Source organism: Flavobacterium azizsancarii (genome assembly GCF_027980145.1).
In the GTDB taxonomy this organism is placed as follows: Bacteria; Bacteroidota; Bacteroidia; order Flavobacteriales; family Flavobacteriaceae; genus Flavobacterium; species Flavobacterium azizsancarii.
On sequence record NZ_JAMZNK010000013.1, the window covers coordinates 14212 to 30661 of the forward strand.

A 16450-nucleotide genomic window follows, 5' to 3' on the forward strand; every position below is an offset into this window, starting at 1 on the left:
TGATTATTATTTTGGATTGATTTAATTATTTCTGAAGCAGTTCTGAAATCTCATTCGCAACAGGATGTGAGGTTGTAAATGTGTATCCCATAATTTTTGCAATGGTTTGTGCGATCTGTTTTTGATACAATTGAGATTCTGTTTTTATTTCGCCTTTAGGTGCAATTTCTGGCCCAATTGCGGCAAACCAAATTTCAGATGCACCCGGAACATCAGCTCCATGATCTGTCCATTGTGCTTTTGTTTTATCTCCGCGGCCGTGATCAACGGTGATTAATAAAGTAGTTTTGTTTTTGTATTGAGGATCATTTTGTACAAAATCCCAGATTTCCTTAATCCATTTGTCGACTTGGTTTGCAGCATCAAGATACGATCTGTAGTGACCGTGATGTGCCCATTCATCAGTTTCTCCATAAGCGATATAAATTACTTTTGGTTTCTTTGTTTTCAGTTCATCCAATGCCTGATAGTGTGTAAAAACATCCAGACATTCATCTTCATGAAAGGGTTTAAACGAATTATTACGCATTTCGTTTAATAGTTTCTGAGTTGCTGTAGGTTTATTTCCTCCCACATTATCAAAGGCAGAAATTACCGGAAAACCACTTCTTTGTTCATTCAAAATTCGGTCAAAAGCATCCCATGCGCCAAAAGCGGCAACTTTACCTTTTAGTTTTTGTTGTTGGTTTAGGAATTCCAAAACATTGACATTCGGATTTGCTTTATAACTATTAGAATTCACAGCAACATCAACGTTTCCGGTCATAATTTCGCTATATCCCGGATAGCTAAACCAATATGGGTTTGAAACATCTACTTTATTTCCTAAATCACGATTGCCGTAAATCTGACCTTTCGTAACAATTTCAGACCATAAAAAAGGCATGATTTTTTTACGTGATGCTGTAAAATCAGCAGCGGCATATTTTTTATAAATATAAGTGCTGTCTCCCTGATTGAATTTTTTGTCATTGGCAATTGCGGGATCTATTCCTTTAAAGATTTCCTGCCATCTAAAACCGTCAGTAGTAATAATAATGATATTTTCTGTCTTTTGCGCATGAGACAAAAGACTTGTAAAAACGAATAGAATTAAAATCAGTTTTTTCATTTTTTTAGAGTTATAAAGGTTCAAAAGAACAAAGATTCAAAGATTTTTTAACTATTTTTAATTGATGTCAGGAACTTGATGTTTTAATAATATAGGCAAAAAAAGCGTTATCATTTTTGCTTCTATAAAATTCCTCTCGCTTTGATTTCTAAATATTTATTGATTGCATCCAAAGTAAGATTTTCAGGTTGTGTCAAAACAGAATGTATTCCGTATTTCTTAAGTTCGTTTGCGATAAGTCGTTTTTCGAACATGAATTTTTCGGCAATTACTTTATCATAAACTTCCTGAATTGTATCCGTTTTTTTGTTGATAATCGCATTCAGTTCAGTATTACTAAAGAAAACAACAACCAGTAAATGACTTTTTGCAATTCCTTTTAAATAAGGTAATTGGCGATTTAAACCGTCCATGGTTTCGAAGTTGGTATATAGAATGATTAAACTTCTTTGGTTAATGTTTTTCTTGATGTCTACATACAAACGGCTGTAATCACTTTCGAAAAAGTCAGTTTTGATGTTGTATAAGGTTTCCAGAATTTTTTGCATCTGAGACGATTTTTTTTCTGCAAAAACTCTGTTTTCTACTTTTTTAGAGAAAGCAAAAATACCTGCTTTGTCTTGCTTTTTCAAAATAACATTTGCTAAAACCAAAGTCGAATTTATAGCGTAATCCAGTAAACTCAATCCATCAAAAGGCATTTGCATGACACGGCCTTTATCGATCGCCATATAAACCGATTGGGATTTTTCGTCTTGAAACTGATTGACCATCAGTGAATTTTTCTTTGCCGTCGCTTTCCAGTTTAAAGTCCTGAGATCATCGCCCTGAACATATTCTTTAATTTGTTCAAACTCCATGGTATGGCCAATTCGGCGAATTTTCTTGATTCCGTATTGGTATAAATTATTCGAAAAAGCCAATAAATCGTATTTTCTCAATTGAATATAAGACGGATAGGTGGGAACCATTTTATCTTTATCGAAAGAATATCTCTTGGAAATTAATTTTAAAGGAGAAGAAACATAGATATTCAGATAGCCAAAATAATATTCGCCACGTTCTGTTGGACGTAAATCATATCCAAATTCTTTTTGCTCAGAAGCTTTAATTGTCTTTACAATTTTGAAATTCCTTACCTGAAACTGAAACGGAATTTCGTCTATGATTTTAGCTGAAATCTTAAACGTATAGTGGTTTTTTATTTGAATTTTTACAGGATTCAAATCACCGTTAGAAAGTTTTTCCGGTGTTATTCTTTCTGCCTCTATTCCCGTTTTGGTTATATATAAAAGCAGAATATCGATTCCTGAAAAAGTAACTAAAACCAAAACTACAAACCAAACGGCATTGTATAAATTAGGAAAAATAAAAGCGCAGACAAACAATCCAATAATGCCTAAAAGCACATAGAAGAAGAAGTTATTGAGGTAAAGGCTTTTTATGAATTTCAATTTAAAAAATATTTAAAGTTTAATTTCTTAATTCTATATTTTAGTCAGGCTGTTATAATCAAATCCTTCTAAGTAGGAGATTTTCCAGATACCGTTTTCTTTAATTGCTTTTACGTTATATTTAGATTTATCCTTCCATTCCGTCCACGTCCAATTTAAAGTAGCTTTGTTGTTATCTATTTTCACGATGCTGATCTTCATGGTTTTCCAATATTCGTCAGGGCTGTCCTGGCAATCACACCACATATTGGCATCATTGCCATAAGGAGGCAAATCTCCAACAAGGTATTCCATTTTATTAGTTTTAAGATTGTCGCCAATTTTTAACCCGATCTTATTGTAATTATCAAGAAATTCTTGTGCAAAAAAGTTCGTTTTTTTTAGTTCTTCTAATCTTTTGGTATGTGCTTTTAAATTCAGGCCAATGTATTTGTCTCCTTTCTTATTTTCAACAACATCAAAGTCCATCTTCGAACTTTTAGTCTCAATCCATTCATAAGTTTTTCTGAGTAAGGATTCAAGCTGCTGCTTATCACTTAAAAAATAGATTGATGCATTTATTTTTTTCAAAGGCTTAACATCCATTGGTTTAAAACTTACCAATGAAATACAAAAAAGTGATAAAAATAATAGTTTAGAAAATTTCATTAAAAAAAAGATTATTATTTAAAATATAACGACTTAAAACTGCGGCTTAAAACTATCTTGGAATTTCTACAGTTTCAATAATTTGTTTGATAATTTCAGAGCTTGTAATTCCTTCCATTTCACGTTCCGGAGCTACAATCACGCGATGCTGCAAAACCGGAGTTGCTGCTTCTTTAATATCTTCAGGTGTAACAAAATCACGTCCTCGAATGGCTGCGAAACCTTTTGCCGCATTCAAAATCGCAATCGAAGCACGAGGCGAAGCTCCTAAATACAAAAAGGCATTTTCGCGCGTATTTACCACAATTCTGGCAATGTATTCCAATAGATTTTGTTCTACTCTGATTTGTTTGACCAAAGCCTGATATTCTTTTATTTCAGCTCCCGAAAGTATGGTTTTTATAGCTTCCAGTTTTCCATGATCCTGCAACAAATGTTCTCTTTGTATGATCAGGATTTCTTCCTCTAGTTTTGGATAGTCAATCGTGATTTTGAATAAAAAACGGTCTAATTGTGCTTCCGGCAAACGATAGGTTCCTTCTTGCTCAATTGGATTTTGTGTTGCAATAACTAAAAATGGAGTTTCAAGCTGATACGCAAATCCGTCAATTGTGATCTGGCGCTCTTCCATAACTTCAAAAAGAGCAGCTTGCGTTTTAGCAGGAGCACGATTGATCTCATCAATTAAAATCAGATTAGAGAAAATAGGTCCTTTCTTAAACTCAAACTCAGAATTCTTCAGGTTAAAAATCGAAGTTCCTAAAATATCAGATGGCATTAAATCCGGAGTAAACTGAATTCGGCTAAAACCAATATTCAGCGTTTTTGACAACAATTTAGCTGTAATAGTTTTAGCAACTCCCGGAACACCTTCAAGCAAAACGTGACCGTTTGATAAAATGGCAACCAAAAGCTGATCGATCATTTTGTGTTGTCCTACAATTACTGTTTCAAGTTCTTTCTTGATGCTGTTAACGTGATCCAGAAGCGGTCCTAAATTTATTCTTGTTTCAAAATTCACATTTTCATTTGTGATTTCTGTTTCTGTTGTATTGATATCGTCCATGTTTGGTATGTTTTCTTTATATATTTTGGTTACTTTTTGTCATTTCGACGAAGGAGAAATCACATCCAATATTCCGCACCGTTTTTCTCTTTGTGCTATTTTACTTGTGTTCTCTTCGTATGTAATTTCTCCTTCGTCGAAATGACAAGAAATTGTATTATTCTTATCTAATGTATAATTTTCTCTATTGCATTATTAATTCTGATTAAATCTTCTTCAAGACTGCCGTGATAGCTATTGCGATGTTCGTTGATCAAAAATATAAGTTCTTGTATGTCCGTTTCGCTTTTTCCTGTTTTATAATGCAGTTTTTTAATAAAAGTATCATCTAATTTTGTAGTATCAATCAAATATTCGGTTCTGATTTTTTCTAAAAAGTAAATGATTTTTTTATCGATAATATTTTTGTGATCGCCTTCCTGATAATATAAATTTCCAATTGTTTTTGTAAAATCAATTGTTGAATTTGGTAAAGGTTTCAGGATCGGAACAATACGTTGTTTTCGCTTGGCATTAAAAATAATAAAAATCAACATTCCGATTAAAAAGAAATACCATGCCCATTTTAATGCCGGCTGACTTAAGATATAACGCAAAGGCGAGCCGGAAATACTTTCGTTATGCTGTCCTTTTGTATACCAGAAAATATCTCCTTTCGGAATATAGGAAAGCAAGCTTTGTGCATATTCGTAATCATTTCCTTTTAATAAGTGTAAATTAGTAAAAGCGGCAGGCTGTGTATGTAAATAAAAATAACCGTTTTTATAAGGAATTTTTATAAAATTGACATCTTTGAATTTAGGCGTTAGTTTATTTGTATTTCCCTGATAACCCAGAACAACTGTATTAAGTGTATCTATTTTTGAGAAAAAATAATCTCCCATTCCTCCGACTAAATGGTGTTTTTTTGAATCTAATTTTTTATTTGCGAACCAAAATGTGTTTATCTTATTTACGAAGTATTGTGAATCAGAATCGATATCGATTTTCAAACTGTCTAATATAGGTCCCGGCAATGTTTTCATGCTTAAAAAAGCATTGTTTCCGTGCGACACAAAATAAAGCAGTTCTTTAGCCGATTGATCATCAATGGTACTAAATTCAGATATGTTGATGAAGGTTCCTTTGATTTTATAATTTTGAGCAAGACTGTCTTCGTCGTATTTCGAGTCTAAAAATTCATAAGGCGTAAGAGCGGAAACTCTCTCTACTTTGTGATTTTTAAAAAAGCCATTGATTTCCTTATCAAAAACATATAATCCATACGGAATTTTGTCATTGACAGCATAAGTTGGTCTCCAGTCAATAGGTTTTGGCTGATCACGGTCTGCTATTAAAATTAAGGCTAGAATAAAAACCAGAACAGCAATGTATATTTTGATACTTTTATCCATTACTAAAGGTTTTTATAGCATTTTTAAATCGGCTTTCGGCTTTTATAAATGAGGTTTCATCGATATCAAATTCACCATACCAGATGTAGTTGTATAGATAGGATAAATAGGTGAATTCTTCTTTATGAATTGGTTTTTGAAGTTCGTATAAATAATCAGAATTTGTCTTTTCTATATCCCATTCGATATAATGATTTTGCGCCATAACCTTTAATAACCAAAGATAATAATAGCGAATAACGACCCTTTTTTCTCCGGATTGAAGGCTTTCTTTGATTAGTTTTTCAAAATCCAAAAGATGAATATTCTTTTCTATATCTGAGTAATAGATATTTCTTTTATTGGCGTTTTTTCCAAAAATCCATTGTCCTTCTTTATTAATCAGGGCTTTTGCTATTAAATAAATTACAAAAACAATAATTAGAACTGCAATTGTTTTTAGAAAAATCCCAACATAATTGATGGAGGTTTCTGTATTGTGTTCCTTAAAAATACTTCGGTAAATTTTAGCAAGCCATTCGACAAAACGTTGCCATAAACCTTTTTCAGGAACTTTATATTCGTACATAAAATCTGAACCGGTATATTTTTTCTTAAAATCTTTAGAAAAAGTTTTCGCTTCTACAGTGTCAGAATCAATTTGAATGTCTTTTTCAGTGTATTGAACAGCCGTTATTTTTGGAGGATCAACTGTATCCAAAGAATCCTGAGCAATAACATTGCCCCAGAAGAAAAGAAAAGAAAGGATAAGGAGAATTCTAGACATCATTGGATCCAATTAAATCAATATCAGTAGTCGAAGTTTTGTTTTCTGTGTCTAAACTATAATAAATAATCCCTTGATTAATAACTAGTATGTTATTAAAAATAGTACTGATTGCAAGTAGTATAATAAAGATCAATGAAATCGTGAATAAGAGTATTGGCGAATCCTCAACTGGTTTTACATCAAAATTAGGATTTACTAATACTGTACCCAGAAAAATAAATATTCCCACAAAATAAAAGAACAATGTTATAGATCCCTGTATCATTTGGATTATTACCATTACTATAAAAGTGGCACCAATTATCGCCCAGAAATCCTTTTTTAGTAAAATATAAGCGTGATTTAAAGACTGAAAAAAGCTTTTTTCCTGAATAAGATAGCTATAAAAACTAAAGTTTATAAAAGTAAATAGAGCCGGAATCGCAATTATTAATAACGGGAAACCAATTAAAACAAAGCACAGGAAAAACAATAAAAGAACAGTTACAACCAAGACAGGGAACAGGATAAAAACCAAACCAAAGCTAAACTTAAACATTTTCCAGATATTCTGTTTAAAAGCAGATAATATATCTTTTGCGGTAAAATCATTTGTGTTTTTTTCGGCGATCAGTTTTAAATATAAAATAGGATAGGATGAGTTGAACAGAGATACAATTAACAGGATAAGAACAAAAAGCACCACTACAGCAATTAGGAGCGGGTAGTTATTGTTGAAATATTTTAAAAGATAATCTGTTGGCACACCTTTTAGATTGTCATTGAATAAAAACCTAAAATTAATTTTTAGAAACCAATACATTAAAGCGCCCGTTACAAGAAGCATTCCTGTATTGATTATGAAAAAAATCTTGAAAAAATGCTTTCCAAAAGTTTTAAAAAAGGTGAAAGAGTCTATGATATAGTCGCCGAGTTCTCGTTTCTTGAAAAGTTCAAACATTATAATGAGGTTGTTTTTTTGTGAACAATAAAGGGATAAACTAAATAGTAAAATGAAATTATCCCTAATGTAATTAGAATGATAAAACTGCTCAGCCAATTGGGCATATCGATAGAATATCGGGTAATATAGCCTTCAAGAAATCCTGCGCTTATGGTAAAAGGAAGTGTGCTCAGAAATATTTTAAAGCTGTTTTTAAACCCTATTTTAAAGGAGTTTATTCTCGAGTATGTTTTAGGAAATAGGATAGAAGCTCCCAGAATAAATCCCGCAGCAGTTTCAATTACGATAGCAAAAATTTCCATTGAGCCGTGAATCCAGATGCCGCGAACACTTTTCCAGAAAACGCCCTGCTCATAAAAAAAGTACTGAAAAGCCCCTAACATCAATGAGTTTTGAAGAAAAATGTAAAAACTTCCCAGACCGCCAAAAATTCCATAAATATAACATCTTGCGCCTACATAAAGGTTGTTTATCGTGATGCCAATAAAACTTCCCCAATTGCTTCCTGACTCATAAACGGCCATTGGATTTCCTTTTTTGATATTGTCAAGCGTCATGTTGACATAACCGTCTCCTAAAATCAACCTGACAAAATTTTGATCATATCGTGCCGAAACTACTCCCATGGCAACCGTTGCAAAAAATAAAATAAAGGCATACAGCAAATACCTCCTGTATTCATAAAGGAGTAAAGGAACTTCGGTTTTAAAGAATTCCAGGAATCTGTTTTTTTCGGTACGCTTGGTTTTGTAAATTTTTTGATAAATCTGTGAGGCAAGATGGTTTAAATACACTACTGTTTTACTTTTTGGGTAATACGTTTGAGCGTAAGATAAATCATTCATCATTTGAATGTACAAATTAGCTAACTCATCAGGATTTTTTTTAGCTTTACCAAAAATTGCTAGCTCGAATTCAAGCCATTTTTCTTTATTTTGTTTTATGAAGGCGACTTCTCTCATTGTAGGCTAAAATATAAAATATGTCAGAATTATCTATTAATACAACACAAAATGTTCGAATAAATTTTATTGCCGCTTCTCCCGGAGAACGAATAGGATCTTATTTTATAGATCTGGCTATCAAAGTTGCTTATGTGGCGGTGGTTTCCCTTGTTTTTTTTTATTGGTTAAATTTTGATAAATTATTTCAAACGTTAGACAATTGGTCAAAAGGTTCGATAGTTTTGATCCTTTATTTCCCATTTTTCATTTATTCGCTAACTTTAGAAAGCATTTTTGAAGGTCAAACCATCGGGAAAAAACTAGTCAGGATCAAAGTCGTGAAAATAGACGGTTATCAGGCAGGATTTGGGGATTACTTAATGCGCTGGTTTTTTAGACTGGTAGATATTACACTTTTATATGGTATAGTGGCAGTAGTAAGTGTTATTTCGAGTAAAAAAGCTCAAAGATTAGGTGATATGGTTGCGGGAACTGCGGTTATAACTTTAAAAAATAAAATAAACATCAGTCATACTATTCTCGAAGAAATAGGAGAGTCGTACGTGCCTACTTATCCTTTGGTAATTAAATTATCTGATAATGATATGCGAATTATTAAAGAGACTTTTCAAAATGCCGAGGCAAGAAATGATCAGGAAGTTATTTATAAATTGGTAGCTAAGATTGAAACTGTAACGGGAATTAAAAATCAATCCGGCAGCGAAAACGATTTTTTAAGGGTGATTTTGAAAGATTACAATTTTTACACGCAGAATATGTAGTTAATTTGGTTTTTTGTGCCTGTTTGTTCTGAATTTCGTAACTTTGAGTATGCTTCTATTTTATAAATTTAGGGAGTATATTTTAGAAAAGGCGGATCCGAAAAGCCAAAGAGTAGGAAAATTTAATTTAAATACCATGAACTTTACAAAAGTTATTACCGTAATATTAATAATGTTTGTTTCCGTTTTTACTTTCGCCCAAGGAGGTAAAAAATTGGATAAAATAATAAAAAGAGATTATCAGATTATTGAATGTACGATTGCTAAAATGTCTGACAAAGAGGTTGAATATTCTTTACCGGGAGAAACAATGCGAATAGCGCTTGAAGTATCTCAAATTGCCAGAATTGATTTTGCCAGTGGCCGTTCTCAAACTTTTGATATATCTGCAAATAATGCAAACACTGTTTCTCCGGATGATTCAGGTCATATTATAACTTCTGCCGAAATGAAACCCAATACAATTGCTGTATTACCAGTTCCGTATGTAAATTCAGGTACTATGGAGAGTTCTGAAGAAATGGCAAAGTTTGCGCAAAGTGATCTTTATAATAAGTTGTTAGACAAATCTGCAAATCTATTTCCGTTAACTGTTCAGGACTTAAGAGTTACAAATAGTTTATTGCATAAAGCCGGAATTGATTATAAAAATATCGATGAAACTCCAATCGAAGATCTTCAAAAAATCCTTGGAGTAGATAATATCGTTGCAGCAAAAGTTTCTTATACAATTACAGAAGGTTCAACAGCTTCAACTTACAACAGTGGAAGCGCTAAAGTAAGCGACAATAATAAAAAATTAAAAACAAGCGACATTTCTACAACAAATGCCAGTACACAAACGTACTATAACTACATGGTTTATTTTGATATGTATAAAAACGGAACCAAAATTTACTCACAAACCCGTAAACCTTTCCTAAATATAAAAGACAGCTGGATCGATTCTATTTCATATTTATTGAAAAGAAGTCCGATCTATGTAAAAAGATAATAAGTAGAAATGGAGCAATTCAAGTCTAAAGCAGATGTTTGGCTGATACTATTTTTAGTAGTGATTTTTGGTGCTGTCTTGATTAATTTAGCGTACGATCAAAAGTGGATTGGTTTTGTATTTATACTCTTCGTAGTTGCTTTTATTTTGCATGTCTTTTTGAATACATATTATATAATCGAAAATGATAAGTTGACTATTAAATGTGGCTTTTTTATTAATTTGAAAATTGAAATTCAGAGTATAAAAAAAATAACTAAAAGCTATAACGTTATAAGTTCGCCAGCACTTTCGTTTGACAGAATTGAGATTGTTTACAATCAGTTTGATACAGTTTTGATCTCTCCAAAAGACAGACTTAGATTTATTGAAGCTATTAAGAGCGTTAATCCTCAAATAGAAATAAATATATAGGTTCAAAAACTAAATAATCAATTCAGTTTTTGAACCTTTGTATCTTTGTACCTTTGCAACTTAAAAAATTAGAATGTTTCATTTATTAGATCTTATCGGTACAATGGCTTTTGCAATGTCAGGTGCCTTAACGGCTATGCATAAAAGGCTTGATCCGTTTGGTGTTTTTATCATTGCTTTTGTTACGGCGGTTGGTGGCGGTACGCTTCGTGATGTCTTGATAGGCAGAACTCCGGTAGGATGGATGCAGGATCTGCAATATGTTTATGTAATAATCTTAGGTTTTGGCTTCGCCATTCTTTTCAGAAAAAAGTTTGACAGATTAAGGACTTCTCTTTTTTTGTTTGATACTATCGGACTTGGTGTTTTTACTTTAATAGGTCTTGAAAAAGGTCTTGAAAAGGGACTGCATCCTGTAATTTGTATTGCTTTAGGAACTATGACAGCTTGTTTTGGAGGTGTAACACGTGATATTTTGTGTACCGAAATTCCAACAATATTCAGAAGAGAAATTTATGCTACCATATGTATTTTGGGCGGAATCGTCTTTTTTGCACTAAAAAAACTGAATCTTGATAACGATATTTTATACGTCGTAACTTCTGTGGTTATTATTACCGTTCGATTATTAGCAGTAAAATTCAAATGGTTTTTACCGGCATTTGATCACAAATAATTGTTTCGCAACATTATGCATTCTTAAAATTACTTTGCTTATTTGGAGATAAAAGGAATAAAAGAATGACAAACTTATCAGAGTGTTTCCCCAAATAAATTTTTATTTCTGATTATGATTTTATATTGAATTCCTAAAATCACAGAATTGTAGTTTTAAATGCTGAACAAGCACAAAAAACATTTAATTAGGATAGAATTAGAATTAAAATAGAAAGAATTATACGCTGCGTTGTACTACTTCAAAAATTCTTTCGTCTTCGCATTTCAATGTTTTAGACGGGAATTTTAGCAATAAAGCATAATCATGAGTTGCCATGATCACGGTTTTACCGTTTGCGTTAATTTTTTTTAATACTTCCAGAACTTCAGAACTGGTCTGTGGGTCAAGGTTTCCTGTTGGTTCATCAGCCAAGATAAATTCAGGATCGTTTAATAAAGCTCTTGCAATAGCAACACGTTGTTGTTCTCCTCCTGAAAGCTGATGTGGCATTTTATTGGTGTAATCTTTCATACCAACTTTGTCCAGAACTTCATCAATTTTGCGTTCCATTCCTTCTTTATCAATCCATCCTGTAGCTCTCAAAACAAATAGCATATTGTCTTTTACGGAACGGTCCGGCAGTAATTTGAAATCCTGAAATACAATTCCGATTTTACGTCTCAAATACGGAATGTCTTTTTCTTTTAAAGTAGCCAAATCAAATTCAACAATATGACCTTCACCTTCAGTTAAAGGCAAATCCCCGTACAAAGTTTTTAGGAAACTACTTTTTCCGGAACCTGTTTTTCCAATAATATAGATAAACTCACCGTGGTTAACATCTAAATTAATATGGGATAAAATTTTTCTTCCTTCCTGATATATAGTAACTTCTTTAAGAGACAGTACGGTTTGTGACATAATAAATTGATTTGATTGGTAAAAGTAATAAGATAACGCTTGTATTCAAAATAAATTTGAATCATTTCTTATAAAATATCGAAATGAATTTTAAACCATATAAGTGATATAAGTTCATTTTAGATACGTAATGCTGAAAAAATTCTTTCTACCAACGTATATGATTTACTATCGAAAAGAAGTCCGTAAAACTCCTAACTTATAATTACTTATATGTCTTATATGGTTTGAACTTAATTTATAAATAAGCATTGTTAAATATTTGTTCATAATAAAAGCTTGAAACGTTTCGTTATAAACGGTATAAAATGATACATTTGAATACTAAATATAATTAAAATGCGTAAACTTTCCTGGTTCTTTTTATTACCAATTATCCTTATTTCGACCATAGTTTCGGCACAAAAATCGGCTATTTATACTTATGATTTAAAGGATTTTGACAAAGCACTGGCTTTATATAATGACAAACAATATGCATCGGCCCAACTTATCTTTGAGTATGTAAAAAACAATGCCACGACAGAAGAAGTTCAGTCTGATTGTGCATATTACATCGCCAATTGCGCCATTAGAACCAATAAAGCAAATGCTGATGCTCTGATGGAAAAATTTGTTACCGATTATCCAACAAGTACCAAGCAAAATCAGGCGTATATCGAGGTTGCTCAATATTTCTTCGAGCAGGGAAACTATCCTAAAGCGTTGCAATGGTTTGATAAAGTAGACGAAAGTTACATGAGCAAATCCGAATCGGATAAATTTAATTTCCAGAAAGGTTACAGTTATTTCAATGCTAAAAAGAAAAAAGAAGCTACAACCTACTTTAACAAAGTCGTAAACTCTGCTGAATTTGGTTCTCAGGCCAAATATTACTTAGGTTTCATGGCTTATGAAGGTGATGATTATAAAGAAGCAACCAAATATTTTGATGAAGTTTCAGGCGAAGAAAAGTACAAAGAAAAGCTTTCGTACTATCAGGCTGACATGAATTTCAAGTTGGGAAATTTCCAGAAAGCAATCGATTTGGGGCAGAAAGCAATGAGCAAATCCAATGCACTTGAAAAATCTGAACTGAATAAAATTATAGGAGAAAGTTATTTCAATCTAAAGCAATATGACAAAGCGATTCCATTTTTAGAGCAATATGCAGGTAAAAAAGGGAAGTGGAGCAATACTGATTTTTACCAGTTAGGATATGCGTATTATGAGCAGAAAGAGTATGAAAAAGCGATTTCTCAATTCAATAAAATTATCGAAGGAAAAGATTTCGTAGCTCAAAACGCTTATTACCATTTAGGTTTAAGTTATTTAAATACGGGTAAAAAGCAAGAAGCATTAAATGCTTTTAAAAATGCTTCTGAAATGGATTTTAATGCACAAATTCAGGAAGATGCAGCTTTAAATTATGCTAAAGTAAGTTATGATATCGGAAATGCTTATCAAACTGTTCCGGGAATTTTACTTGATTTTCTAAAAAAATACCCAAACAATTCAAGCAGATCTGAAGTAGAGAAATTATTAGTAGATTCTTATATTTCGACTAAAAATTACAAAGAAGCTTTAGTTTTATTAGAGAAAAACAGATCGGCAGAGAATAAAACTGCCTATCAAAAAGTACTTTTCTACAGAGGTATAGAATTGTATAACGAATCAGAATATCAGGAAGCAGGAAAAATGTTCAAAAGCGCAATCAGCGAACAAAAAACACCTGAGTTTACGGCACGTGCCACTTTCTGGAAAGCAGAAACAGAATATGTTACCGGTGATTTTCAGAATGCATTATTGAGTTACAAACAATTTGCAGGCCAGGCTGCATCAAAAAGTACAGCTGAGTATAAAAACATCAATTATAATATTGGATATACTTATTTTAAACTAAAAGAATACGATCAGGCAGGAAATTCGTTTCAGGCACAAATCGACAATTCTAAAGAAGATAAAGTTCGTTTGAATGATTCATATTTACGTTTAGGAGATTGTCGTTTTGTAACGTCAAAATACACGGCAGCAAATGAAGCTTACGCAAAAGCAATTGAAGCAAGAGGTGTTGATGCTGATTATGCTCAGTTTCAAAAAGCGATGTCGTACGGTTTTATGTCTAAAAATGATAAGAAAATCGGCGAGTTGAATAATTTTCTTCAGATGTATAAAAAATCAGAATATCGTGATGATGCTTTATATGAATTAGGAAATAGTTATGTGGCAGAAAAAAAGAATGATCTTGCCCTAAAAACCTATGATCAGTTAATTTCTGAATATAAAAACGCTGCCTTTACTTCAAAATCAATTCTCAAACAAGGTTTGATTTATTACAACTCAGATCGTGAGGACCAGGCTTTGGTAAAATTCAAAAAAGTAGCCGCAGAATTCCCAAAAACACCGGAAGCTCTGGAAGCAGTTTCGACAGCCAGATTAATTTATGTAGACTCAGGAAAAGTAGATGAATATGCAACATGGGTTCGTACTCTGGACTTTGTTGCCGTTACAGATGCAGAACTGGATAATGATACTTATGATGCTGCTTTTAAACAATACAGCCAAAATAACAGCAAACAGGCGATTACTGGTTTTGTGGGTTATATCACTAAATTTTCAACAGGGTTACATTCACTGGAAGCTAATTATTATTTGGCACAATTGTATTACACAGAAGGTTCAGAAACAAAATCAGTTGCCAATTATCAATATGTAATTGATCAGCCAAGAAACGAATTTACAGAGAAATCGTTAACTAAATTAGCGCAGATTTTCCTGAAAGCAAAAGATTGTGATAAATCAATTCCGGTTTTAGTAAGATTAGAAAATGAATCTGATTCCTCTCAAAACAAAAGCTTTGCACAAGCAAACCTGATGAAATGTTATTATGATAAAAAAGATTATGACAATGCAGTTGTGTATGCTGACAAAGTATCGCAAAATATAAAAGCTGATGCAAATGTAAAAGCCGATGCTCAGATTATTGTAGCACGTGCGGCAATGCAAACTGGTGATGAAGACAAAGCAAAAGCTGCTTATGCTAAATTATCAGCAACATCAAAAGGAGAATTAGCGGCAGAAGCATTGTTTTATGACGCTTATTTTAAAACGAAAGAAGGCAAGTTTGACGCTTCGAATGTTTCAGTTCAGAAATTAGCAAAAAACTATTCAGCTTATAAATATTACGGAGCGAAGAGTTTGGTTTTAATGGCTAAAAACTTCTACGGATTAAAAGACAGTTATCAGGCAACTTACATTTTAGATAACGTAATCAACAATTTTACCGATTATCCGGATGTTGTCGAAGAAGCTAAAAAAGAATTGGCAGCTATTAAAGCAGAAGAAGCTAAAACGAATTCGTCGATTAATAAGTAAGAATTTTAGAGAATAGAATAAAGAGCAAAGAATAAAGAAAATAGAACAAAGAAAATAGATATAAGAGCGAAGATTGGAAAGTCTATTCTCTATATTCTATTCTCTTAAAATCTTTTAAGAAAAATGAGTTTACCCTTTTATATAGTTGATGTTTTTGCTGATAAAAAATATGCCGGAAATCAATTGGCGGTTTTTATGGATGCGGAAAAAATAAGTGCTGAAGAAATGCAGCAAATTGCGCGCGAAATTAACTTCGCCGAAAGCACTTTTATAACCAAACTTGATAAAGAAAATAATAAAGCAGAGATAAAAATATTTACACCATCTCAGGAGATGCAATTTGCGGGACATCCAATAATTGGGACTTCATGGGTTTTGATGAATAAAGTATTTGATAATTCGCCGGAGAATATAAAATTAAATGTTCCAATTGGGCCAATTGCAATTCATCAGTCTGAAGGTTTGATTTGGTTAAAAGCAGCACAGCCAAAATTTTGGGATGTTTTTTCGAAAGAAGATATTACAGTGTTTAGTAATCTGGAAAACCATGATTTTGAAAATCAATTTCCTATTCAGGAAGTAACCACCGGAAGTGCTTTTGTAATGGTTGGATTAAGCAGTAAAAGAGCGTTGGAAAATTTGGTTTTAGACAAAGATAAAACACAAAAATGGCTTAAAAATAATTGCAAAACAGCTCATCAGGCTTTATATTTTTATTATTTAGAAGGTTCTAAATTGTTTAGCAGAATGTTGTGTATTGAACACAATCAATTGGTCGAAGATGCTGCAACAGGAAGCGCGAGTACATGCTTGCAGGCTTTTTTGCTAAAATATCATAAACCGGAGTTTGAATTGATTAATTATCAGGGAGACTATATCGGTCGTCCCTCTCAGATTTATTTTAAAGGAAGTTTAAACGACAACGAGTTTGATATTCAAATAGGAGGAAAGGCTCAATTTGTTGCAAAAGGTGAATGGGAAGCTTAGTTGAAAGAGAA

General features: G+C 32.4%; 15 protein-coding genes. 6 read left to right on the forward strand and 9 right to left on the reverse strand.

All coding sequences use genetic code 11. The annotated features are described in order from the left end of the window. Window positions 1-25: 25 nt before the first annotated feature. The 8 genes from NJT12_RS10165 to NJT12_RS10200 all read right to left on the reverse strand — a co-directional run bounded on the left by NJT12_RS10165 (window position 26) and on the right by NJT12_RS10200 (window position 8347). Window positions 26-1111 carry a phosphoglyceromutase gene (locus NJT12_RS10165; protein ID WP_271335790.1) on the reverse strand — a complete coding sequence of 362 codons (1086 nt, stop codon included), beginning with the start codon at window positions 1109-1111 and terminating at the stop codon, window positions 26-28. A gap of 122 nt (window positions 1112-1233) precedes the next feature. After that, window positions 1234-2565, reverse strand: coding sequence for a DUF58 domain-containing protein (locus NJT12_RS10170; RefSeq protein ID WP_271335791.1), 1332 nt, complete (start codon window positions 2563-2565; stop codon window positions 1234-1236). 33 nt (window positions 2566-2598) lie between these two features. Continuing rightward, a complete protein-coding gene (locus tag NJT12_RS10175) occupies window positions 2599-3213 on the reverse strand; it encodes a hypothetical protein (protein ID WP_271335792.1) in 615 nt (204 codons plus the stop codon). 52 nt (window positions 3214-3265) lie between these two features. Next, on the reverse strand, window positions 3266-4279 hold the full coding sequence (locus tag NJT12_RS10180; RefSeq protein ID WP_271335793.1) for an AAA family ATPase: 1014 nt from the start codon (window positions 4277-4279) through the stop codon (window positions 3266-3268). 167 nt (window positions 4280-4446) lie between these two features. Continuing rightward, on the reverse strand, window positions 4447-5673 hold the full coding sequence (locus NJT12_RS10185) for a DUF4350 domain-containing protein (protein ID WP_271335794.1): 1227 nt from the start codon (window positions 5671-5673) through the stop codon (window positions 4447-4449). Continuing rightward, window positions 5666-6442, reverse strand: a complete 777-nt coding sequence (locus NJT12_RS10190; protein WP_271335795.1) for a DUF4129 domain-containing protein — start codon at window positions 6440-6442, stop codon at window positions 5666-5668. Before NJT12_RS10190 ends, NJT12_RS10185 begins: the two co-directional genes overlap by 8 nt. Continuing rightward, complete coding sequence (locus tag NJT12_RS10195) at window positions 6432-7268, reverse strand: hypothetical protein (RefSeq protein WP_271335796.1); 837 nt, start codon at window positions 7266-7268, stop codon at window positions 6432-6434. Before NJT12_RS10195 ends, NJT12_RS10190 begins: the two co-directional genes overlap by 11 nt. A gap of 113 nt (window positions 7269-7381) precedes the next feature. Next, complete coding sequence (locus tag NJT12_RS10200) at window positions 7382-8347, reverse strand: stage II sporulation protein M (RefSeq protein ID WP_271335797.1); 966 nt, start codon at window positions 8345-8347, stop codon at window positions 7382-7384. Window positions 8348-8367: 20 nt separating this feature from the next. Between NJT12_RS10200 and NJT12_RS10205 the strand changes: the two genes are divergently transcribed. The 4 genes from NJT12_RS10205 to NJT12_RS10220 all read left to right on the forward strand — a co-directional run bounded on the left by NJT12_RS10205 (window position 8368) and on the right by NJT12_RS10220 (window position 11195). Next, the gene (locus NJT12_RS10205; protein WP_271335798.1) at window positions 8368-9111 is read left to right on the forward strand and encodes an RDD family protein; all 744 of its coding nucleotides are present in this window, start codon (window positions 8368-8370) and stop codon (window positions 9109-9111) included. A gap of 136 nt (window positions 9112-9247) precedes the next feature. Next, complete coding sequence (locus NJT12_RS10210; protein ID WP_271335799.1) at window positions 9248-10105, forward strand: hypothetical protein; 858 nt, start codon at window positions 9248-9250, stop codon at window positions 10103-10105. A gap of 9 nt (window positions 10106-10114) precedes the next feature. Then, window positions 10115-10519 (forward strand): PH domain-containing protein, encoded by a 405-nt coding sequence (locus NJT12_RS10215; RefSeq protein ID WP_271335800.1) that lies wholly within the window; start codon window positions 10115-10117, stop codon window positions 10517-10519. 73 nt (window positions 10520-10592) lie between these two features. After that, on the forward strand, window positions 10593-11195 hold the full coding sequence (locus tag NJT12_RS10220; RefSeq protein WP_271335801.1) for a trimeric intracellular cation channel family protein: 603 nt from the start codon (window positions 10593-10595) through the stop codon (window positions 11193-11195). 219 nt (window positions 11196-11414) lie between these two features. Here NJT12_RS10220 and NJT12_RS10225 read toward each other — a convergent pair whose 3' ends face one another. Then, a complete protein-coding gene (locus NJT12_RS10225) occupies window positions 11415-12098 on the reverse strand; it encodes a cell division ATP-binding protein FtsE (protein WP_271335802.1) in 684 nt (227 codons plus the stop codon). A 339-nt stretch (window positions 12099-12437) separates the two neighbouring features. Between NJT12_RS10225 and NJT12_RS10230 the strand changes: the two genes are divergently transcribed. Then, window positions 12438-15452, forward strand: a complete 3015-nt coding sequence (locus NJT12_RS10230; RefSeq protein WP_271335803.1) for a tetratricopeptide repeat protein — start codon at window positions 12438-12440, stop codon at window positions 15450-15452. Between the two features lie 123 nt (window positions 15453-15575). Continuing rightward, a complete protein-coding gene (locus tag NJT12_RS10235; RefSeq protein ID WP_271335804.1) occupies window positions 15576-16439 on the forward strand; it encodes a PhzF family phenazine biosynthesis protein in 864 nt (287 codons plus the stop codon). Window positions 16440-16450 lie beyond the last annotated feature (11 nt).